The organism is Nocardia sp. NPDC051900 (assembly GCF_044452545.1).
GTDB lineage: Bacteria > Actinomycetota > Actinomycetes > Mycobacteriales > Mycobacteriaceae > Nocardia > Nocardia sichangensis.
The window spans coordinates 23108-40300 of sequence record NZ_JBITBU010000035.1; the positions used below are offsets into that span (position 1 = coordinate 23108).

At 62.5% G+C, this 17193-nt stretch carries 12 protein-coding genes and 1 pseudogene; 3 read left to right on the forward strand and 10 right to left on the reverse strand.

Annotated elements, in window-relative coordinates; all coding sequences use genetic code 11:
• Nucleotides 1–288: 288 nt before the first annotated feature.
• The 7 genes from ACIA5H_RS35755 to ACIA5H_RS35785 form a co-directional block, all read right to left on the reverse strand.
• Nucleotides 289–924, reverse strand: coding sequence for an O-methyltransferase (locus ACIA5H_RS35755; protein WP_397080549.1), 636 nt, complete (start codon nucleotides 922–924; stop codon nucleotides 289–291).
• 20 nt (nucleotides 925–944) lie between these two features.
• A complete protein-coding gene (locus ACIA5H_RS35760; RefSeq protein WP_364438739.1) occupies nucleotides 945–1565 on the reverse strand; it encodes a hypothetical protein in 621 nt (206 codons plus the stop codon).
• 253 nt (nucleotides 1566–1818) lie between these two features.
• On the reverse strand, nucleotides 1819–3282 hold the full coding sequence (locus ACIA5H_RS35765; protein WP_397080552.1) for an aromatic amino acid ammonia-lyase: 1464 nt from the start codon (nucleotides 3280–3282) through the stop codon (nucleotides 1819–1821).
• A 1057-nt stretch (nucleotides 3283–4339) separates the two neighbouring features.
• A complete protein-coding gene (locus ACIA5H_RS35770; RefSeq protein ID WP_364438733.1) occupies nucleotides 4340–5311 on the reverse strand; it encodes a carbohydrate kinase in 972 nt (323 codons plus the stop codon).
• Nucleotides 5298–6077, reverse strand: a complete 780-nt coding sequence (locus tag ACIA5H_RS35775) for an ATP-binding cassette domain-containing protein (protein ID WP_364438788.1) — start codon at nucleotides 6075–6077, stop codon at nucleotides 5298–5300. The genes ACIA5H_RS35770 and ACIA5H_RS35775 overlap by 14 nt, the downstream gene beginning before the upstream one ends.
• A gap of 68 nt (nucleotides 6078–6145) precedes the next feature.
• On the reverse strand, nucleotides 6146–7144 hold the full coding sequence (locus ACIA5H_RS35780) for an ABC transporter permease (protein WP_364438730.1): 999 nt from the start codon (nucleotides 7142–7144) through the stop codon (nucleotides 6146–6148).
• A gap of 42 nt (nucleotides 7145–7186) precedes the next feature.
• Nucleotides 7187–8227, reverse strand: coding sequence for a sugar ABC transporter substrate-binding protein (locus ACIA5H_RS35785; RefSeq protein WP_397080555.1), 1041 nt, complete (start codon nucleotides 8225–8227; stop codon nucleotides 7187–7189).
• Between the two features lie 144 nt (nucleotides 8228–8371).
• On the opposite strand from ACIA5H_RS35785, the gene ACIA5H_RS35790 reads away from it, so the two are divergent.
• From ACIA5H_RS35790 to ACIA5H_RS35800, 3 genes are all read left to right on the forward strand, one after another.
• Nucleotides 8372–9433: a LacI family DNA-binding transcriptional regulator gene (locus ACIA5H_RS35790; RefSeq protein WP_364438724.1), complete on the forward strand. Its 1062-nt coding sequence runs from the start codon at nucleotides 8372–8374 to the stop codon at nucleotides 9431–9433.
• Nucleotides 9434–10514: 1081 nt separating this feature from the next.
• Nucleotides 10515–12833 carry a hypothetical protein gene (locus ACIA5H_RS35795; protein WP_397080558.1) on the forward strand — a complete coding sequence of 773 codons (2319 nt, stop codon included), beginning with the start codon at nucleotides 10515–10517 and terminating at the stop codon, nucleotides 12831–12833.
• Nucleotides 12834–14026: 1193 nt separating this feature from the next.
• On the forward strand, nucleotides 14027–14212 hold the full coding sequence (locus ACIA5H_RS35800) for an integrase (protein WP_397080560.1): 186 nt from the start codon (nucleotides 14027–14029) through the stop codon (nucleotides 14210–14212).
• A 385-nt stretch (nucleotides 14213–14597) separates the two neighbouring features.
• On the opposite strand, the gene ACIA5H_RS35805 is transcribed toward ACIA5H_RS35800, so the two are convergent.
• The 3 genes and pseudogenes from ACIA5H_RS35805 to ACIA5H_RS35815 all read right to left on the reverse strand — a co-directional run.
• Nucleotides 14598–15671: a lipase family protein gene (locus ACIA5H_RS35805; RefSeq protein ID WP_397080562.1), complete on the reverse strand. Its 1074-nt coding sequence runs from the start codon at nucleotides 15669–15671 to the stop codon at nucleotides 14598–14600.
• 564 nt (nucleotides 15672–16235) lie between these two features.
• On the reverse strand, nucleotides 16236–17075 hold the full coding sequence (locus ACIA5H_RS35810) for an IS5 family transposase (RefSeq protein ID WP_397080564.1): 840 nt from the start codon (nucleotides 17073–17075) through the stop codon (nucleotides 16236–16238).
• Between the two features lie 18 nt (nucleotides 17076–17093).
• A pseudogene (locus ACIA5H_RS35815) lies at nucleotides 17094–17193 on the reverse strand (IS481 family transposase); the annotation flags it as partial.

The window sequence follows — 17193 nt, forward strand, 5'->3', positions numbered from 1 at the left end:
GAATCTGTTTCCCGTTGTCAGCAGAAGAGCTTCGGCAGCCTGCGCTGCAAGCGCAGCCTTTTCCGGTGCCGCGAGCGCGGTGGCGACAGGCAATGACTCCACCCGGAGCCGCCGGCAAGCCCGAGCCGGTCAAATCGGCCCCTTCGCTCGAGACCGAAATCGTCTCGTGCTTCAGGGGAATTCATGTCGCATGGATGCGACGACAACATCGCCGCCAACTTTCATGCCTCACCAACCTCCTCTGAACTACGAGCTGCCGCAGCCAGTATCGGACCGGTGCAGTTGTCGTCAGTCCTTCTTCCTGGCAAGTGTGAGCCCGTCCGCGATGGGCAGCATCACCGATTCGACCCGGCCGTCGGCGCGGACCCGATCGTTGAACGCGTCGATTGCCGCAGCGTTGCCGACCGGGTTTTCGCCTGCCGCCTCGCCGTAATAGAAAACGTTGTCGGCGAGCAATACTCCGCCGGGTCGCACCCTGGGCACAAGCTGGTCCCAGTAGTCGATATAGCCGACTTTGTCGGCATCGATGAACACGAGATCGATATCGGCGGTCTCGGGCAGGTTCCGCAAAGTGCGGGAGGCGGGTCCCAGCCAGAATTCGATGCGGTCGGACACACCGGACGCATGCCAGGCGGCGCGGGCGATCGTGATCCATTCCGCCGAGACGTCGCAGGTGATCAGCCGACCGTGCGGCGGGAGCCCGAGCGCCATCGCTAGCGTCGAATAGCCCGTGAAGGTGCCAACCTCAACGATGCGTTCGGCTCGGGTCAGCCTCACCAGCAGAGTCAAGAAGGCGGCCTGCTCGTGTGGAATCTGCATCTCCGCGACGTCGCCCAACTCGGAGGTACTGGTGAGCAGTTTCCGCTGCACGGGGCTCGGCGGTCCGACGTGCGTAAGCAAATAGTCGTAAATCCTCGGAGTCATGACCACATTCTTGAATTCGCTCATTCCAGACTCTCTTCCAGTCGGGACAATACGACGGCGCTCTCTCGGTGAAATAGCGCGACCACGCCGGTCTGCTGCGCCGAAAGCCCCGGCCATCCACAGGAAACAGGCAGCGGTCTATGGACGAGGTCGGATCTCACCTGGCCCAGCTTGGTGACGAATTGTGCAAGGAACTCCTCGCGGCAGATCGCGATTCGTTCGACACCGAAGAACCGGTCACTGACTTGCCGTTGCGCCTCGGTCGGGGGGGCCAGGTGATCGTCGCTGTGCTCACGCAGCAATGATTGGCCAATGGGGACAAGATATTTGGCCACCGCTCCGTGCACGATGTTGTTTAGTTTCAGCGCCGTCGACAGCGGGACCAGCGTGTTCGGATGATACGTCAGGCGGATTTCGCGCAACAACGGATGGATGGGCTCGTAGTCGCGCGCCCATGTACCACTGAAAGCGGAGTCGGCGGCCATCATCGAGGGCCGAATGGTTTCGCCGTAGACTTCGGCGGAACAACTGCCGGCATAGAGCATAAGCACCGAGTACGCGTCGAATAGCAACGTGGCCCTGCTGACCAGCACCGAAGCCCGAGTCGATCCGGCGAGCAGGACGCGAAGTGTCTCCGCCATCAACCGCCACACGCAATAGGCCGCATGGTGGCCAACCCGCCATCGGTACGCCGCAGCGCCCCCGACTGTGCGCGACGGGGGCGCTGCCGGGGAGACCACGGTGTGCCACGGCACGCCGCGTGGGGACAAGTCGGCGTGCCGGCACGGGGTGAACGCAGACTCGGGCATCGGCAGGTACAGGGAGTCCACCCCGGCCCCGCGAATCCGTCTGCGAGCCAAATGTTTTTGGAGTTTGAACATGGCAGCTCAGTTCTCACCGCTGGTAGCCCAGATCGGTGCACTCGTCAGCGATCGTATCGAGCAGATCCGCTGCGGAGCGTACGTCGGCGTCCAATGGCCGGTCGGGGTCGATCGCGGGCACTAGGTCGATCAAGCGGTCCAAGATCGCCGCGCATGCAGGCGAGGTGGGCCTTCGGCCACCTATATGCGCCGCCTGACGCAGCGCAACCGCCAGCGAGCCGTGTAACAACCGCAGCGACCCCGCTAGATCGAGTGCGTTCAGCGCGGCCTGCGTGCCGAAAGGCACCACGTCTTGGTTGTGAAGGTTGGTCGGCAGGCTCTGCATCGACGCTGGTACAGCGGCTCGACGCATCGCCGCGACGATCGCCGTCGCGGCCAACTGAACACCTTGCACGCCATGCTGTTCGCCTGGCTTCGTCGCCAACATCGGGTTGAGACCGCCGTTGCGATGGGGATCGACCAACAGATCCAATTGGCGCTCAGCTAGATTCCCCACCTGCACGGTACTCACCGACAATAGATCCGCGGCAAACGCCACCGGCTGCCCAAAAAAGTTCCCCCCGTGCACCACCGCGCCCTTTTCGGGGAAAAACATCGGATTGTCGCTGATTCCGTTCAGGTCATCGACGACAACGTGCTCGACATGCTCGATAGATGTGCCGACGGCACCGAGCAATTGCGGAGTGCAGCGTATGCTGTACGGCTCCTGCAGCGGACGGGTACCCGTCGGCGCAGTGCCGTCTAGAAATTGGCGCATCCGGCCAGCTGCTGCGCGCGCCTGTGAGTGGCCGAACGCATCCAGCAACTCATCTGCCAGAAACCCCGGATCGCTGCCGAGAACATCGGCCAGCAACGCGGTCAACATCATAGCGACCAGATGCGACCGACGAACCGACATTACGGCTAATCCCGCCGCCGCTGCGGTGAGCGATGTGCCGTTGACCAGCGCGAGCGCGTCTCGCCCGTCCAACACCAGCGGTGTCAGCCCTGCAGATCGCAGCGCGTCGCCAGCGGGCATTCGAATTCCTGACAGATAGGCGCTGTTTTCGCCACGAAGCGCCCGTGCGACATATGCAAGCGGAATGAGGTCGCCGCTCGCGCCGACCGAGCCGACCCGCGGCACAGCAGGAGCGAACTGCGTACCCAGCATCGCTACCAGCGCAGGCAATACTCCAGGGGAAATGCCCGAGTGGCCACGCGCCAGAGACCACAAACGGGTCAGTACCGTAGCGCGCACTACGTGAGGCGGCAAGTCCTCGCCTTGGCCAGCCGACAAGTGCCCGACCACGTTGTTGCACTGATCTGCGGCATCCCGGCGACCAGAAAACACGACCAGCGGGCCGAACCCGGTGGTCGTCCCGTAGATATCAACTCCAGCGGCGATGCGGTCCAGCAGAAAAACGTGACATGCGTCGACGCGTTTCAGGGCGTCATCCGCGATCCTGATTTCGACCGGGTCGTTCACCTGTTCCAACATGTCCAGAGTCAACCGCCCTGGGATTTGAATGGTGACTCCACGCGATCCAGCAGCTATAGCATTAACAGACATTGACAACCCTTCGGTGTGATCACATATTAAGAACGTGATACTGCCCGCAAGCCGACCGGTCGGGTCGAGCCGGTGGCTGGATACAGTGTCCTACACCGGATAGATGTCAACATCCGTGACTACACCGGAGCTACGTATGCATCTGATTAGTATTTCCATTTCTCGATTTCTGACGGTAAGGAGTCTTCTTTTCCATACGGCCGTCGAGCAGCCGACGCAGCCGTGAATTTTCGGCAATAAGGGAGGCTCGCCATGCCTGTCATCGCTGAGATATTCTGCGATTCGGTGCTCGTACTCAGTCCGTTCTATGACGCGCTTCCACCGATGTTTCCGGCCCTCCTGCCAGAGCGGCGAGGGGTGATACCATCAGGGGTACTTCCACGACCTGACCCGACCCCGCAGCGGTAAAGCCGGAGGCACCCAAACCTCTTTTGAGCCTTCCTCATCGGCGAGTGCGGCGTGTCGATATATCTGATCACCTACGGCGGCGCCCATCCCGCTCTACTGATGGCGGCAGGATCGACGCTGCGGCCGGTTGGGCCAAGAGCAGCGGCTTTACCGCCTGTGGCTCATCTAAGAGGTCAGCACCGTCCCATTCGGTATGCGTCCGTCGGGGCGGGGTTCCCACTTCCATAGTGAGGTCGGCGTCAAGCCCTGGTGAGGTGGTCCCCGACCTCGCCCAAGTGCTGCTGGGTCTCAACATCAGTGTCACCGAGGTACCCGGCGATGCCACCCAGGACTCGTCTGCCGTTATTGCCGTGATCGGATCGCCGGCAGCGACAGATTCGGCTGCCTCAGCCGAAATCTGCCGCAGTGCTAAACGGTCACCGACTGTTTGTCACCTCTGTAGCGTGGCACCTCGCCCGCGAACGTGGACTCGTTCCGCGCCTGCGAGGTTACTTTCCAGCGAGCTTTCAATTCGGCGATCCCTCGGATGACGCGCCCGGTCCGGTCTCATCGATTGATGGTCGACCATCAGCTCGGCTCACACTCGCCGCCCGCGCAGTTCGGCCGCGCTCGGCGGGTCGGCGCCAGAGCGGGTGCAGGTGATCGCGGAGATCAGCACCGCCTGGTCGAGAACAGCCGTCAGGTCTGGTTCCGTCATCGTCCGCAACGCATCCCGGCGCGCCGCCCCGAGCAGGTCGCGATCGCGCAGGCCCGCCAGCAGGCCGGAAGTGAACGCGTCGCCAGCACCGATGGTGTCCACCACCTCGATACGCCTGCCGGGCACATGGATTCGTTCAGGGGCAGCGGTGGTGGCAGCCAGGCATCCCTCGGAACCGAGGGTGATTACCACCAGTGCCGGGCCGCGAGTAATCCAGTCGCGCAGCACGGCCTCCGGACTGCGCTGTGGGTACAGCCAGGCCAGGTCCTCCTCGCTCGCCTTGACCACGTCGGTGAGGGGGAGCATCGTCTCCACGCGTTCCCGGGCACGAGCGCGAAGCATCAACTGTCGGCGCGTGTTCGGATCGAAGGACACGGTGACCGCCGAACGGGCGCGTACCGCTAGGCGCTGTATCACCGCCGCGCCCGGCGGCAGCATCGCAGCCAGCGAGCCGACATGCAGCGCGACAACCCCGCCGTCCAGCGCACCGTCCAACTCGCTGTCGGTCCACTGCCAGTCCGCAGTGCCATCGATCTGAAAGTCGTAGCGGGCCGTGCCGTCAGCATCGACGTACACGATCGAGAGCGAGGTCCGCTCGACCGCCTGGACAGCGCAATCCAGCCGGACATCATTGTCCTGCAGATATTTCCGCAGCCGGTGCGCGAACGGATCGCTCCCGATTCTGGCCAGCAGACGGACCGGCACAGCCAGCCGGGCCAAGCCCACCGCCACATTGGCAGGGCTACCGCCGGGCACCGCCTGATATCGGCCATCCGATCCTGCGGGCACCAGATCCATCAGCGCTTCGCCAGCCACCGCGATCAGGCCCACTTCACGGTCAGGCGCGGACACGGCTATTGGTGACTTCCTCCCCCGCCATGGCCCCGGTCATGATCGCGACGGCGTCGGACATCGAGAATTCGTGCGGCTCGATCACCGCGACCCGCCGACCCAGCCGCTGGATATGCACACGATCTGCGATCTCGAACACGTTAGGCATGTTGTGGCTGATCACGATTACCGCCAAGCCACGGTCGCGGACCTCACGGATCAGGTCCAGCACCATGCCGGTCTCTTTGACGCCAAGGGCAGCGGTCGGCTCGTCCATGATCACCACGTGCCGCGCAAACGCCGCGCTGCGCGCCACGGCCACACCCTGGCGCTGGCCACCGGACAGTGTCTCCACCGCCTGCTTCATCGACCGGATGCCGATTTTTAGATTCGCCATGTGCTGCTGGGATTCGCGCACCATGCGGTCTTTGTCGAGCATTCGGAACACTGAGCCCAGCACGCCCTTGCATCGCAATTCCCTGCCCAAAAACAGGTTGTCGGCGATGCCCAGGGCCGGGGCCACTGCCAGATCCTGATAGACGGTCTCGATCCCGGCGCGTCGGGCGTCGATGGGTCGGCGGAAATGAACCCGCCTGCCGTCCAGCCGGATCTCACCTTGGTCCGGCTCCAGTGCGCCGGACAGCGCCTTGATGAGTGACGACTTCCCAGCGCCGTTGTCACCGATCACCGCGAGGATTTCATTGGGGTACAGATCGAAATCGGCACCGTCGAGCGCGGTGACGTGCCCATAGCGCTTGACCAGGCCCCTCGCCTGTAGCACCGCCATCGGTGTGCTGGCCGCGAGCCCCGTACCCGACTGTTCCGCATTCGCTTCCATAGCCCGCTCCACGTCGTTCACCTCTGCCTCCCACGGTTGAACTGGTCCCCCGCGACCGCCGCGATCACCAGGATGCCGGTAATAAGAGTCTGATAGATCGACGGGACGCCGATGAGCTGCAACCCGTTGCGGATGATGCCCACGATCAGCGCGCCCAGCAGTGTGCCGATCACGCTACCGCGGCCGCCGAACAGGCTGGTGCCGCCGAGCACCACCGCGGTGATCGAATCGAGGTTGTCGGTCTGCCCGGCGTTCGGATCGCCAACGCCGGTGCGCGCCACCAATAGCAGCGCGGCCAGGCCGTAGAGAAGGCCTGCGGCGGTATATACGCCCAGCAGCACACGTCGGGTGCCGACGCCGCTCAGCCGCGCGGCCTCCGGGTTGTTGCCGACCGCGTAGACATGCCGGCCAGCCGAAGTCTGCCGCAGCACGTACCAAGCGATCGCGAACAACACCAGCATCGCCACCGAGCCATAGGTGATGTCGGTATTGCCCAGCGGGAATGTATTGTCGAAGAAGGTCAGCTGGCCCGGCAGGCCCGAGATGGTCTGCTCCTGCGAATAGAGATGGGTCAACGCGAAGGCGATACCGTAGGTGCCGAGCGTCACGATGAACGGCGGAAGCTTCACAAAGCTCACAAGGGTGCCGTTGAGCAAACCAAATCCAGCGGTGATCAGAAGCCCGAGCAAGATCGCCAGGATCGGCGGCATCCCGCTATTTATGGCCAGCTTGGTCATGGCGATATTGCCCAGTGCCATCACCGCGCCGTTGGACAGATCGATGCCAGCGGTCAGGATGATCAGTGTCTGGCCGATCGCCAACGTGCCGACCACCATTACTTGCTGGATGATCAGCGAGAAGTTGCCGCCGGTCAAGAACCGGTCGGACTCTGCGCCGAAGAACACGCCCGCGATGATTATCGCGGCGATCGGGCCGAAATTCGAAAAGGCCAGTACACGTGCGAGCACCGACGGATTGGGCTCCAGTTGCGACTGAGAGGTGATTGTTGCGGTCATGTGATTTCCTGCTCCGATGCTCTCTAATAAGCCGGGACGTAGCTATCCCCAGCAGTTGTCCAGGCCGTACTGGACATCTCTCGAATCGACGCCGACCTGCGGCTTACCGGTGATCAGGGTGACGCCGGTGTCGGTGTAGCCGGAGGTATTCTTGCCGTTCCTGGCGTGGTCTACGATCGCCTGCACACCATCGCCCGCCATCTTCAGTGGGTACTGCTGAGAGGTGGCCGCGATCTTGCCGTCCTTCACCGCTCGCACGCCGGCGCAGCCGCCGTCGATGGAGACGATCAGTACATTGTTCTCCTTGCCAGCGGTCTTCAGCGCGGTGTACGCGCCCAGCGCGGAGGGTTCGTTGATGGTGTAGACCACGTTGATGTCTGGATCCTTTTGCAAGCATGTCTCCATCGCGGTTTGCGCCTTTGCTTGATCACCATGGGCGGGCTGCGCACACACCACATTCGAGGCGATGATGTCTCGAGTCATGTCCTGAGTCGTCTGGGCGGCGCCGTAACCGGAAAGAAAACCGTTGTGCCGCAACACCCCAACGGTCACGCCGGGGCTCAGATCGATCATGGCTATCTTCACCGGCTTGTCGCCCTCGACCGCTTTGACATACTTGCCTATCAGGACGCCAGCGGTGAAGTTGTTGGTGGCGAATAGCGCATCGACCGCGCTCTGCGGATCAGTCGGGGTGTCCAGCGCGATCACCTCGACCCCCTTGGCGCGTGCCTTCTCGATCGAGGGCACGATCGCCTTGGCGTCGCTGGCGGTGATCATGATGCCCTTGACACCCGCGTTCACCATGTTCTCGACGGCGGTCACCTGGCTGGCGTTGTCGCCGTCGAATTTGCCTGCGGCGGTGATCAGCTCGATCCCTGCAGCGTCGGCGGCCTTCTGCGCGCCCTCCTTCATCTTGACGAAGAACGGGTTGGTGTCGGTCTTGGTGATCAAACCGACTCGGAATCGCTCGTTGCCGCCGGAGGATCCCTTGCCGCAGCCACCGGCGGCGATTACGAGGGCGGAGACGGCCAGACAGGCTGCCACGACCCGGAGGACGCGGGCCGAAGTGACACGGGAAGACATCGATGTTCTCCTGCAGAGACGCTTAGACAACGTTGTCAAATACCATAGGGCGTAGCTCGTTTGACGTCCAGAGTACTTCTCGGCCATCTGACTGGCATGGGATAATCATGTGAGGCACCTGATGCAAGAAGGAGGTCACGACAATTGACAACGTTGTCGCTGCCCGACGACCGCGACCGAACGAAGCGCCGGGGCGCCACTATGCGCGAGGTGGCCGCCCTCGCCGGGGTAAGCATCAAGACGGTCTCTCGCGTGATTCGGGGAGAGGGCGGCGTTTCCGCCGAACTGGCCGCACGGGTCAGTTCAGCCGCCGCCATGCTCGACTATCGGCACAACCTGGCGGCCAGCACGCTGCGCAGGCACGGCCAGAAGACCGCCGCGATCGGCTTGGTGCTCATGGATGTCGCCAATCCGTATGCCGCGGCATTGCACCGGGCGGTGGAGGATTTCGCCCACGAACGTGGCACATTGGTATTCGCGGTGAGCAGTGATGAGGATCCCGTCCGCCAACGGGAGCTGCTCAACGCACTGTTGTCACGCCGTGTGGACGGCCTCATCGTGGTGCCGGCCGGTAGCGACCACGGCATGCTGCTGCACGAGCATCGCCGCGGCACGCCCATCGTCTTCGTCGACCGCAAGCCTGCCACCACCGAAGTCGACAGTGTCACAGTCGATAACCGCGACGGCGCACGCAAGGCGGTGGAACATCTGGCCGCACACGGACACCGCCGGATCGCATACCTCGGTGACTTGCGAACTATCTGGACCGCCGCCGAGCGCTATGCCGGTTATGTGGAGGGCCTAGCCCGCGCTGGCATCACCCTCGACCCTGCCCTCATCTGCGCCGACCTTCACTCCGCCGCGGCGGCAGAGGCCGCAGCCGCCGACCTGTTACACCGCAAGGACCGCCCGACCGCACTGTTCAGTGCGCAGAACCTCGTGACTGTGGGGCTGCTACGCGCGCAACAGAAGCTCGGATTGCAATCCGACATCGCCGTAGTGGGCTTCGACGATCTACCCCTCGCCGAACTGTTGCACCCCGCGCTTACCGCCGTCGTCCAGAATCCTGCCGCGGTCGGCCGTACCGCTGCCGAGATTCTTTTCAGCCGACTGGACGGCGCACATCACCCACCACAACACGAGGTCATCTCAACCCGTTTGCTGATGCGTGGGTCGGGGGAAGTCCCACCGGCGGTCGCACACTGATCGCTCCCTCACTTCCAACTGCCGGTATCCACAGCCACCGCGGTCACGAAGACGCGGGCAGGGCTCGCGATTAGTCACGAACATTCGCAAAGCCCGACATCGGTCCGGCGCAGCCGCAGGAGGCCGCCGTCGCGCAGTTGTCAATCGGTCGGCTTGCAAGAAGCCTTAATGCGGGTAACTGATGATTTGCTCAGCACAGTACGAATCGAGTTTCCGGCCATGCCGAGGGTTGCGCTCGGCAGATCTGCACGCATGACTGCCGGGACCGGACCGCAGGCACCGCCGAGCTGCGCACCCCGTCCCGGCGGTGGCAAATCAGTCTGCACGCCATGCGTGCCGAAGTAATCGAGAAGTCAGCGAATGCGGCAAACTGCCATAACTCCGCCACCCAGTTCCCCGATTGCGCGCCTTCCCAGCCGCCGTGGGGCCGGGGCGATCCAAAACGGCAAGGCCGGAGTTCCACTCCGGATTCCGCTGGTACGTGCCCAACACGTGCGCCAACACACCTGCGTGGAGTCCCGTACCCCACGGGACGAACTGGCAGTTGCATGCGGGTGGCATCCGGGAAATCGACATGGGGACAGCTGCCGAGGCCGTGCGGGACGGGTGACTCACGGCAGCGGCACGTCGGCGAGCCTCCGAGAAGTCCAGCCAGGCGGGCGACGACAGAGCGCGAGCCCACTTGGAGGTGGGATAGGCGTCTTTGTCCTGGTTGACGATCTTATTCGCGGTGTATTTCGGATCCGTTCGCCCACGAAGCCGAACAAATGCCAGGACACCGGCCGCCCCCGCATGTAGAGGGGTATTGCATTACCGGTTAGGCAACACCGCAGCAGCTGCCAGCGACCGTTCTCCGGGAGGAATCCGCAGGCTGTCACCACGGACATCGGGAAGCGAGGTAGCCGGTCACGACGCTGGTGTGCCCAAATCAAGCCGCCACAGCCACCTGACCCGACAGCTATAAATGTCGTTATCCCGCGATGTATTGCGCCGATAAGTAACGGCCCGTTTAATGGTGTAGTCAACGGCGACGTAACCAAAATGTAACCTGACATTCCCGGTTCGCGCGAGGTGAAGCCACATGCGACAGCACTTGCCGAGACTTGATCCCGACTCCGGCCTGTTCCACGCATGGGATCCGATGCGCTGGTCGCCGCGGGCCGCAGTCGGGCGATGTCGGGTGTGGATCGCCGCCACCCGTCCCAGGCGAGTCACCGCCGGTGTACTCATCAACTTGCTGTTTCTGGCTTTGATCTGGCCTCTCTCGGGTAGTGCCGCCGCCGGGCGATCGGACACGAATACCAGCAGCCGGAGCACGTCAGCGATCGACGGACTCGCCTGGACGGATATCCGTGACTCCTCGGGAATTCCGTTGTCCAACTACCTGTTCGCCACCGACAGCAGCATTCTCAACCCCCTCGAGACTTCGATCGCGGTCGTGCTAGGACTCCTGTTTACAGTATTCATGGTCGTCGTAATCAGTGCGATCTGGCTGACCGGCTTCGTGGTGAGCTTTCGCTGGCTCGATTGGCTCAGCACACCGTTGAATGCACTTGCGGACGGCCTGCGGAATCAGATCGCCACCCCCATCATGCTGGCCGTGGCGGCATCGATCGGCGCCTTCTTCGTAGCGTGGTTCATCGTCCGCGGATACCATGCCAAGGCTGTACTGCAGGTCGTGGCCATGCTGGTGGTCGCCGTGACTGGGGTCGGCTATCTGGCGCATCCGCTGGCCGCTGTTTTGTCGCCGAACGGCCTGCTGGCCCAAGGACGCGATGTCGGGATCTCGGTGGCGGCGGGGCTCAACGGCGACTCCCGCCCGGATCCTAGATCCATTGTCGCCGACCTGGACACCACCTTGGCCGACAATTTCGCTCGACATCCGCTGCAGGTATGGAATTTCGGTCATGTGATCGACGATTCACCTCGGTGCCGAACGGCCTGGTCGTCGGGAATACTGGCGGGCAGTGAAGCGCAGGTCACGAACGGGATGCGTGACTGTGGCGACGCCTTTGCCCACACCAAGATCATGAATCCGAGCCTAGGGCAGGTCGGCACCGGCTTGATACTTCTGATTTTCGGGACCATTCTCCTGCTGTTCATGTCCTACCTTTCTATCAAAATATTCCTCGCCGCACTGTCATCGATCTACCACGCGATCCTCGCCATTTTCGGTTTCGCAGCCGGCGGATTCATATACGGCCCCACCCAGGAATTCCTGGTACGCAACCTTGTCGACACGGTCGGTGATGCCCTGGCACTGGTTGTCTACACCACGTACCTCGGTTGCTACACCCTTGTGCTCGACCATGTATTCCGATCGGCACCGGACAGCGGCATGGCCGCGATCTTCGTCGGGGGGATTGTGCTGATCGCGGGCTTCATACTCCTGCGACGTCTCGATCTTCACCTGCTCGGCGGCCAGCGCGGGACCGCAGAGAAGATTCGTGCGGCGCTCGAGGGGAAACCGGCACCGGCCAGCGGCCCATCCAGCGGGATCGGCGAGGCAAGCCTGCGCTACTCGCTGTCACCGGGCCACGTCATGGGAACAGCTTTGCGTGATGTCGCCGAATTCAATGCGAATCCCTTGGCATCCTTTGTGTTCCGTCGCTCATCACCGTTGACGCACTTCTCGAAGCGCATGCAAGAAATGAACTACCTGAATTATGAATTACTTAGAGGAACCGTTCCACAGGGGGCCGCAGCAGGCTGGATGGGACGACTCACCTTGGGAAAGAATGCGCACGATGCGGCCGCCAGAGCTGCCGTGCGCGACTTCGACGGCACCCACGCCCGCGCCGCCGCGGCAGCGATGACTACTATCCTCAATCTCGGCGCCGACCGCGCCGACGTCATGGGCGCCCTCGCTGTCGCACGTTTTCCCAGAGAAATACGCAGATGGGCGGCCGAGGCCCATGCTCGGACCATGCAGTCCGCCGAGGACAACCCGATGGAATATGGCCCGCTGAAACGAGTTGCCGCCGCCTTGGACCTGGCCGAAAATTCTCGACAGTTCGGCATCGTCGAGCGAAACGCCCACAATGCTCAATTCGCTGAATCGGCGGCAATGTTCTACCGCCTCACTCCCCGACCCGTGCGCAATCGCAGTGATGCGAACTGGGAAACCGATCCGTTGATCTGGGATACCGTGCGGCGAACCTATGCGACGTTCGATGATTTCCAGCGCGTGGTAACACCAGAAAGGTTTGCGAAAGCCGATGAAGACACCCGCAGATACATTGCCTATAGGCTTTCCAGAGATCTCGCCGAAACGGCAGAACGGTATTACCACTCCCCGGACGAACCAAATATCCGAAAGGAAGCGATGCGGCGAAAGAATAGGGCCATGTATGTCGATCTTCGGCTCGCGGGCACCAATATAGGCCCATGGACTAATTAGCGTTCCTCAGCAGTTGAGCGATCCACACAAAACGATCCCACACAAAACGAGTAATCCGAAGTCTCGTACCCACCCAGATGAAGTGGCTCCACGAAAAGAAGTTGCACTGACTCATTGTCGTCGGTTTTGCGTGCGTCTTGAATTGTTTTCGACGATATCAAGATCCGGATCGGCAGTAGCCTGGGCGGGCCCTGCGGCGGGCCACATGGTCGACGCGCTTGTCTTCCGTACCCGCAGCGGCGACTGAGCCCCGGTACTCGGACAGCCCGAGATCACCGCGGTCCCATTGACCTGTGCGGATCCGGCGGCCGATGGCCTCTCGGGTCGGGAAATCGGCACCGCAGTGGACGAGCACATCGAGCGCGGCCAGGTGATGGCCGCGAAGCTGGATGCCGAGGCCCCACTCAATTCCGGGACGGAGATTTGGTCGTCGCGGTGCACACGTCGGTGATCGCGCTGACGGCGGTCCGGGCATCGGCTGGGGCGGTCTCGGGCGCCGTGCCGCCGGAGGTCTCAACATCGGTCCAGCAATCGGAGCCTCGGGCAAGCCGCACAGTAGAAGATGGTCGTAGAGCGTACATTTGGCGCGCTCATGCGCGGCTGTGGCCTCTACGACCGGGCCCGCTCATCAGAATTCGGCGCGGCACCTCTTTCGCCTCGGTGGTCAACCGCGCCGCTCACTGACCACATGGCCGATCACCGTGTACCCCATACGGGTATCGGAGCGACATCACCGGTAAACACCCGGTCCGCGCGCCACACCGATTCCGATAACGAGTCCGCCGGTGGCGATGACCTCGTCCCGGATGCGCCAGGCCCGCCCGCAGCGCCGGTGCCGCATTGTCCGGGAGAGCAATCGGCGCACCGAAGATGCATAGCACCGCACCCTCGAACTTATTGACCAGAAACTTTGTTCTCCTCCGTCGCCGCGACGACGAGCGCGAGCAGTCGATTGAGCTTGGCGACGAACTTTTGCTGAGGCGGACCGTTAGACAGCTCGACGGATCCGATGACGTGTCAGCGTTTACGAAAATCCGCAGGTAGCCGTTTTCCGTTCACGTATTCGGGCAGGGCTGCGTTCACGTAATCCCCCAGCGGGAAGGCCGTCGCGGCTGGTGTGGTCCTCGCAGGAGTTGGCTGCTCCCATCGCTCGATGGTGATGGGAGCCCGTATTGGCGAGGAGAACGTTAGACGTGGTCGATATCGTCGAGATCTTGGTTCACTGGCATGCGGGTCGTTCGCAGAGCCAGATCGCGGCCAGCCTCGGGCTGGACTGCAAGACAGTGAAAAAGTATGTGAACCCGGCGATCGCGGCCGGGTTGTCGCCGGACGGGCCGCAGCGCTCGCCCGTGGAGTGGAGCGAGCTGGTGCGGCAGTGATTCCCGCAGATTGCCGATTCGAGGATGCGGCAGACAACGTGGCCGGAGATCGGGCAGCCTTGCGAGTTCATCGTGGCAATGACCAAGGCAGGTGTGACCAGGCAGACGATCTGGCAGCCGTTGCGTGATGAGCACGGCTTGACAGCGTCGGTGTTGTCGCTGAAGCGGTATATGGGCGCAGAAACAACTAGCTACGGTGGAGAAAAACACCTTGCCGCTTGCGGGGCACCGGAGAACTCACTTGCCATTAGATATCAGCCCCCCTGAGTCCGGCGATATCTATGTCCGAGAAGGGAGAATTCATGCCGGGCCGTCGACCCCGGCGACGAGATCTCAGCTTTACGTGGCAGAAACGCGGAGCCCGACGTGGTGGCCAGAATGCAAGTTAGTCGGTGAGACGGTCGATAGATTCGGCCGCCCCAATTGTGGCGGCGCCGGAGTGGCTGGCAGGATAACAGTGCCAATTGACATCAACTCCTAGAGAGTTGTATTTGGCGTAAAGTTCTTGTCCCATAGATGCCGGAACGATTGAGTCTTCCGTGCCGTGATAGAGGTGAACGGGCGCACGAACAAATTCACGGCCGGCGGTCTCATTGGCCAGAATGTGGTACCATCTGGGGTCGTTCCACGGGTCAGGGCGATTGCACCAGTGCCCTAGAGGGGCGTTGTAGGAGACGAGGATTGTGGCGGCATTCAGGCTCCCCGCCCGCTGCACCTCCCATTGGCCGGTCTGATTAAGGATCTGGTTGAGAGGAATCTGGGCATAGGCACGACTAAGTCCAATTAGCCCAGCCAAACCAAGTCCCGACCAGATGCCGCCGTCCAGTCGTGGTAGAAGGCTACGTAGGTTGGCGATGACTGCTCCCGCGGCGACGCCGGACAGGTGCAATTCTGGGGCGTATCGCGGTTGTTGTTCGGCAGCCCAAACTGCCGTTCGGCCGCCCACGCCGTAACCCCAGAAAGCGCAGCTTGTGACCGAAGACTCCAGTAGCAGTAGATCCTGCGCTGCGCGCACGAGGTCGAGCACCGTGTGAGCGGCCGCACGCCCGGCGAGGAAATGATGCGGTCCCAGACCTGTTACTCCTAGGCACAGCCCATCGGGCACACCCACAGTCCAGCCGCGTTCGAGTGCCATCGAGACAAAACCGGCTTCCGGTTCGCTCCCGTCCGCCAGCAGCTGCGACGGCGCGCAACGGCCGCCGAGGCCGTGGAATGCGGGACAATACGCTAGCAATGAGTTCAAACTTTTGGAACTCGGAGTGATGACGATGCCGGAGGCGGGAACGGGTTCACCGAGACTAGTGCGAGTAGAATACACCACTTGCCACGCTCGCTTCACACGCTGGAGTTGCGGCACGCGAATGGTGCGTACCCGCAGTATTTTTCCAGGCGAGGTGCGCGGACCAATTGGAATGTAGGCATAAAAACCGTCATCATCGGCGGGTGCTGGTTCTGTCACGGTAATCCTAGGTCGGGACATGTAGACGGTGAAGGTTCTTACAATCCGGGCATCAGCCACTAGAGCTGACCGCGCGCGGCAGAGGGGGAGCCGAAATAGCACTTGCACCGAGTAGGAGTGCGCATCCTTATTTGCAGATTCGTCAGACTCCGGCGTGACCCTTAAGCCGTGCGCTGGGCGGGTTCACTCGGGTCGGACACCGCAGATGAACAACCGCCCCCGGTTGGATGCAATCATGCTATCACGCTTTTTGAGGTGCTGGGTTCATGAACCTGCATTCGCCGATAGCCGTAGATAAGCAGACTTCCACAAATGCAACACAATTGTCTGCGGGTACGATCGTGTCTCACATCCGTGATTAGGGTGGACATACGTATGCAGAACAGCGCTCCGCTCCCCATTGCAGAGGCATCGCCACTACTGCCAGCCGGTCGCTTGCGTGTCTGGCAGCGATACTCACGTCGCTACTGCGCGTTCCTGCTCGGGCACTCCCTCTCACCGCCGCGCCAAGCTCAACCCGAGACAGAAAGCGAGGCCCCGATTTCGAAGTCATCTAAGAGCAACCTATCGAGTTCGGTTGCGGAGTCTTCGCCAGCAGATGAGGGCGGCGGCGAGGTAGAGGAGTCCTTGATGGATGTCGGTGCGTCGTTCCCAGCGGGTCGCCAGGCGCCGGTACTGGTGCAGCAGGGCCAGGGACTGCTCGACGATCCATCGCCCCGTCACCCTGTCGCGGGTGCCGCGACGGGGGATGTAGCTGGTGATACGACGTTGCCGCAGGTCGGCATACACGCGCGAATAGGCGTAGCCCTTGTCCGCGATCAGCGCCTTGATCCGGTGGCGTGGCCGACCCGCTCGGCCGCGCAGCGGCCGGACCCGGTCGAGCAACTCTGGCAGCATCAGGTGGTCGTTGACGTTGGCACCCGACGGCGTGACCGCGAGAGGTAGCCCGTTTCCGCAGGTCAGGATGTGGTGTTTCGAGCCGGTTTTGCGGCGGTCGACTGGGCTCGGACCGGTCGCGGCGCCCCTTTTTTTCGCCCGCACGTGCGAGGCATCGGCGATGACCCGGCCGAAGTCGATCAACCCGGCGGTATGGCAGTGGGTGAGCATCGCCTGATGCATCGCCTCGAACACCCCGGCCGCTTGCCAGTCCCGCACTCGTCGCCAGCAGGTCATGCCGGACCCGAAGCCGAGTTCTTGGGGCAGGTCTTCCCACCCGATCCGGTGAACAGCACGAACAGGAATCCCCTGGAACACCAGTCGGTCGTCCATCCGCGCCGGCCCCGGCGTCCCCGGTGCCCGCACCGGCAGTAGCGGTTCGATCACTGCCCACAACTCGTCATCCACGACCCACGGCGCCGCTACAGCGAAACATACTGCACCGCAACGAGAGTCACCGCCACTCAACAGAACCTGTTGGGAGCTCTAAGTGTATGAGGCCATGACGTTGGTGACACCGGTGTGGAGGCGGCTGGCGGGCGGGCGGTTCCCGGCGGCGGTGTGCGGGCGATGGTAGTTGAAGTGG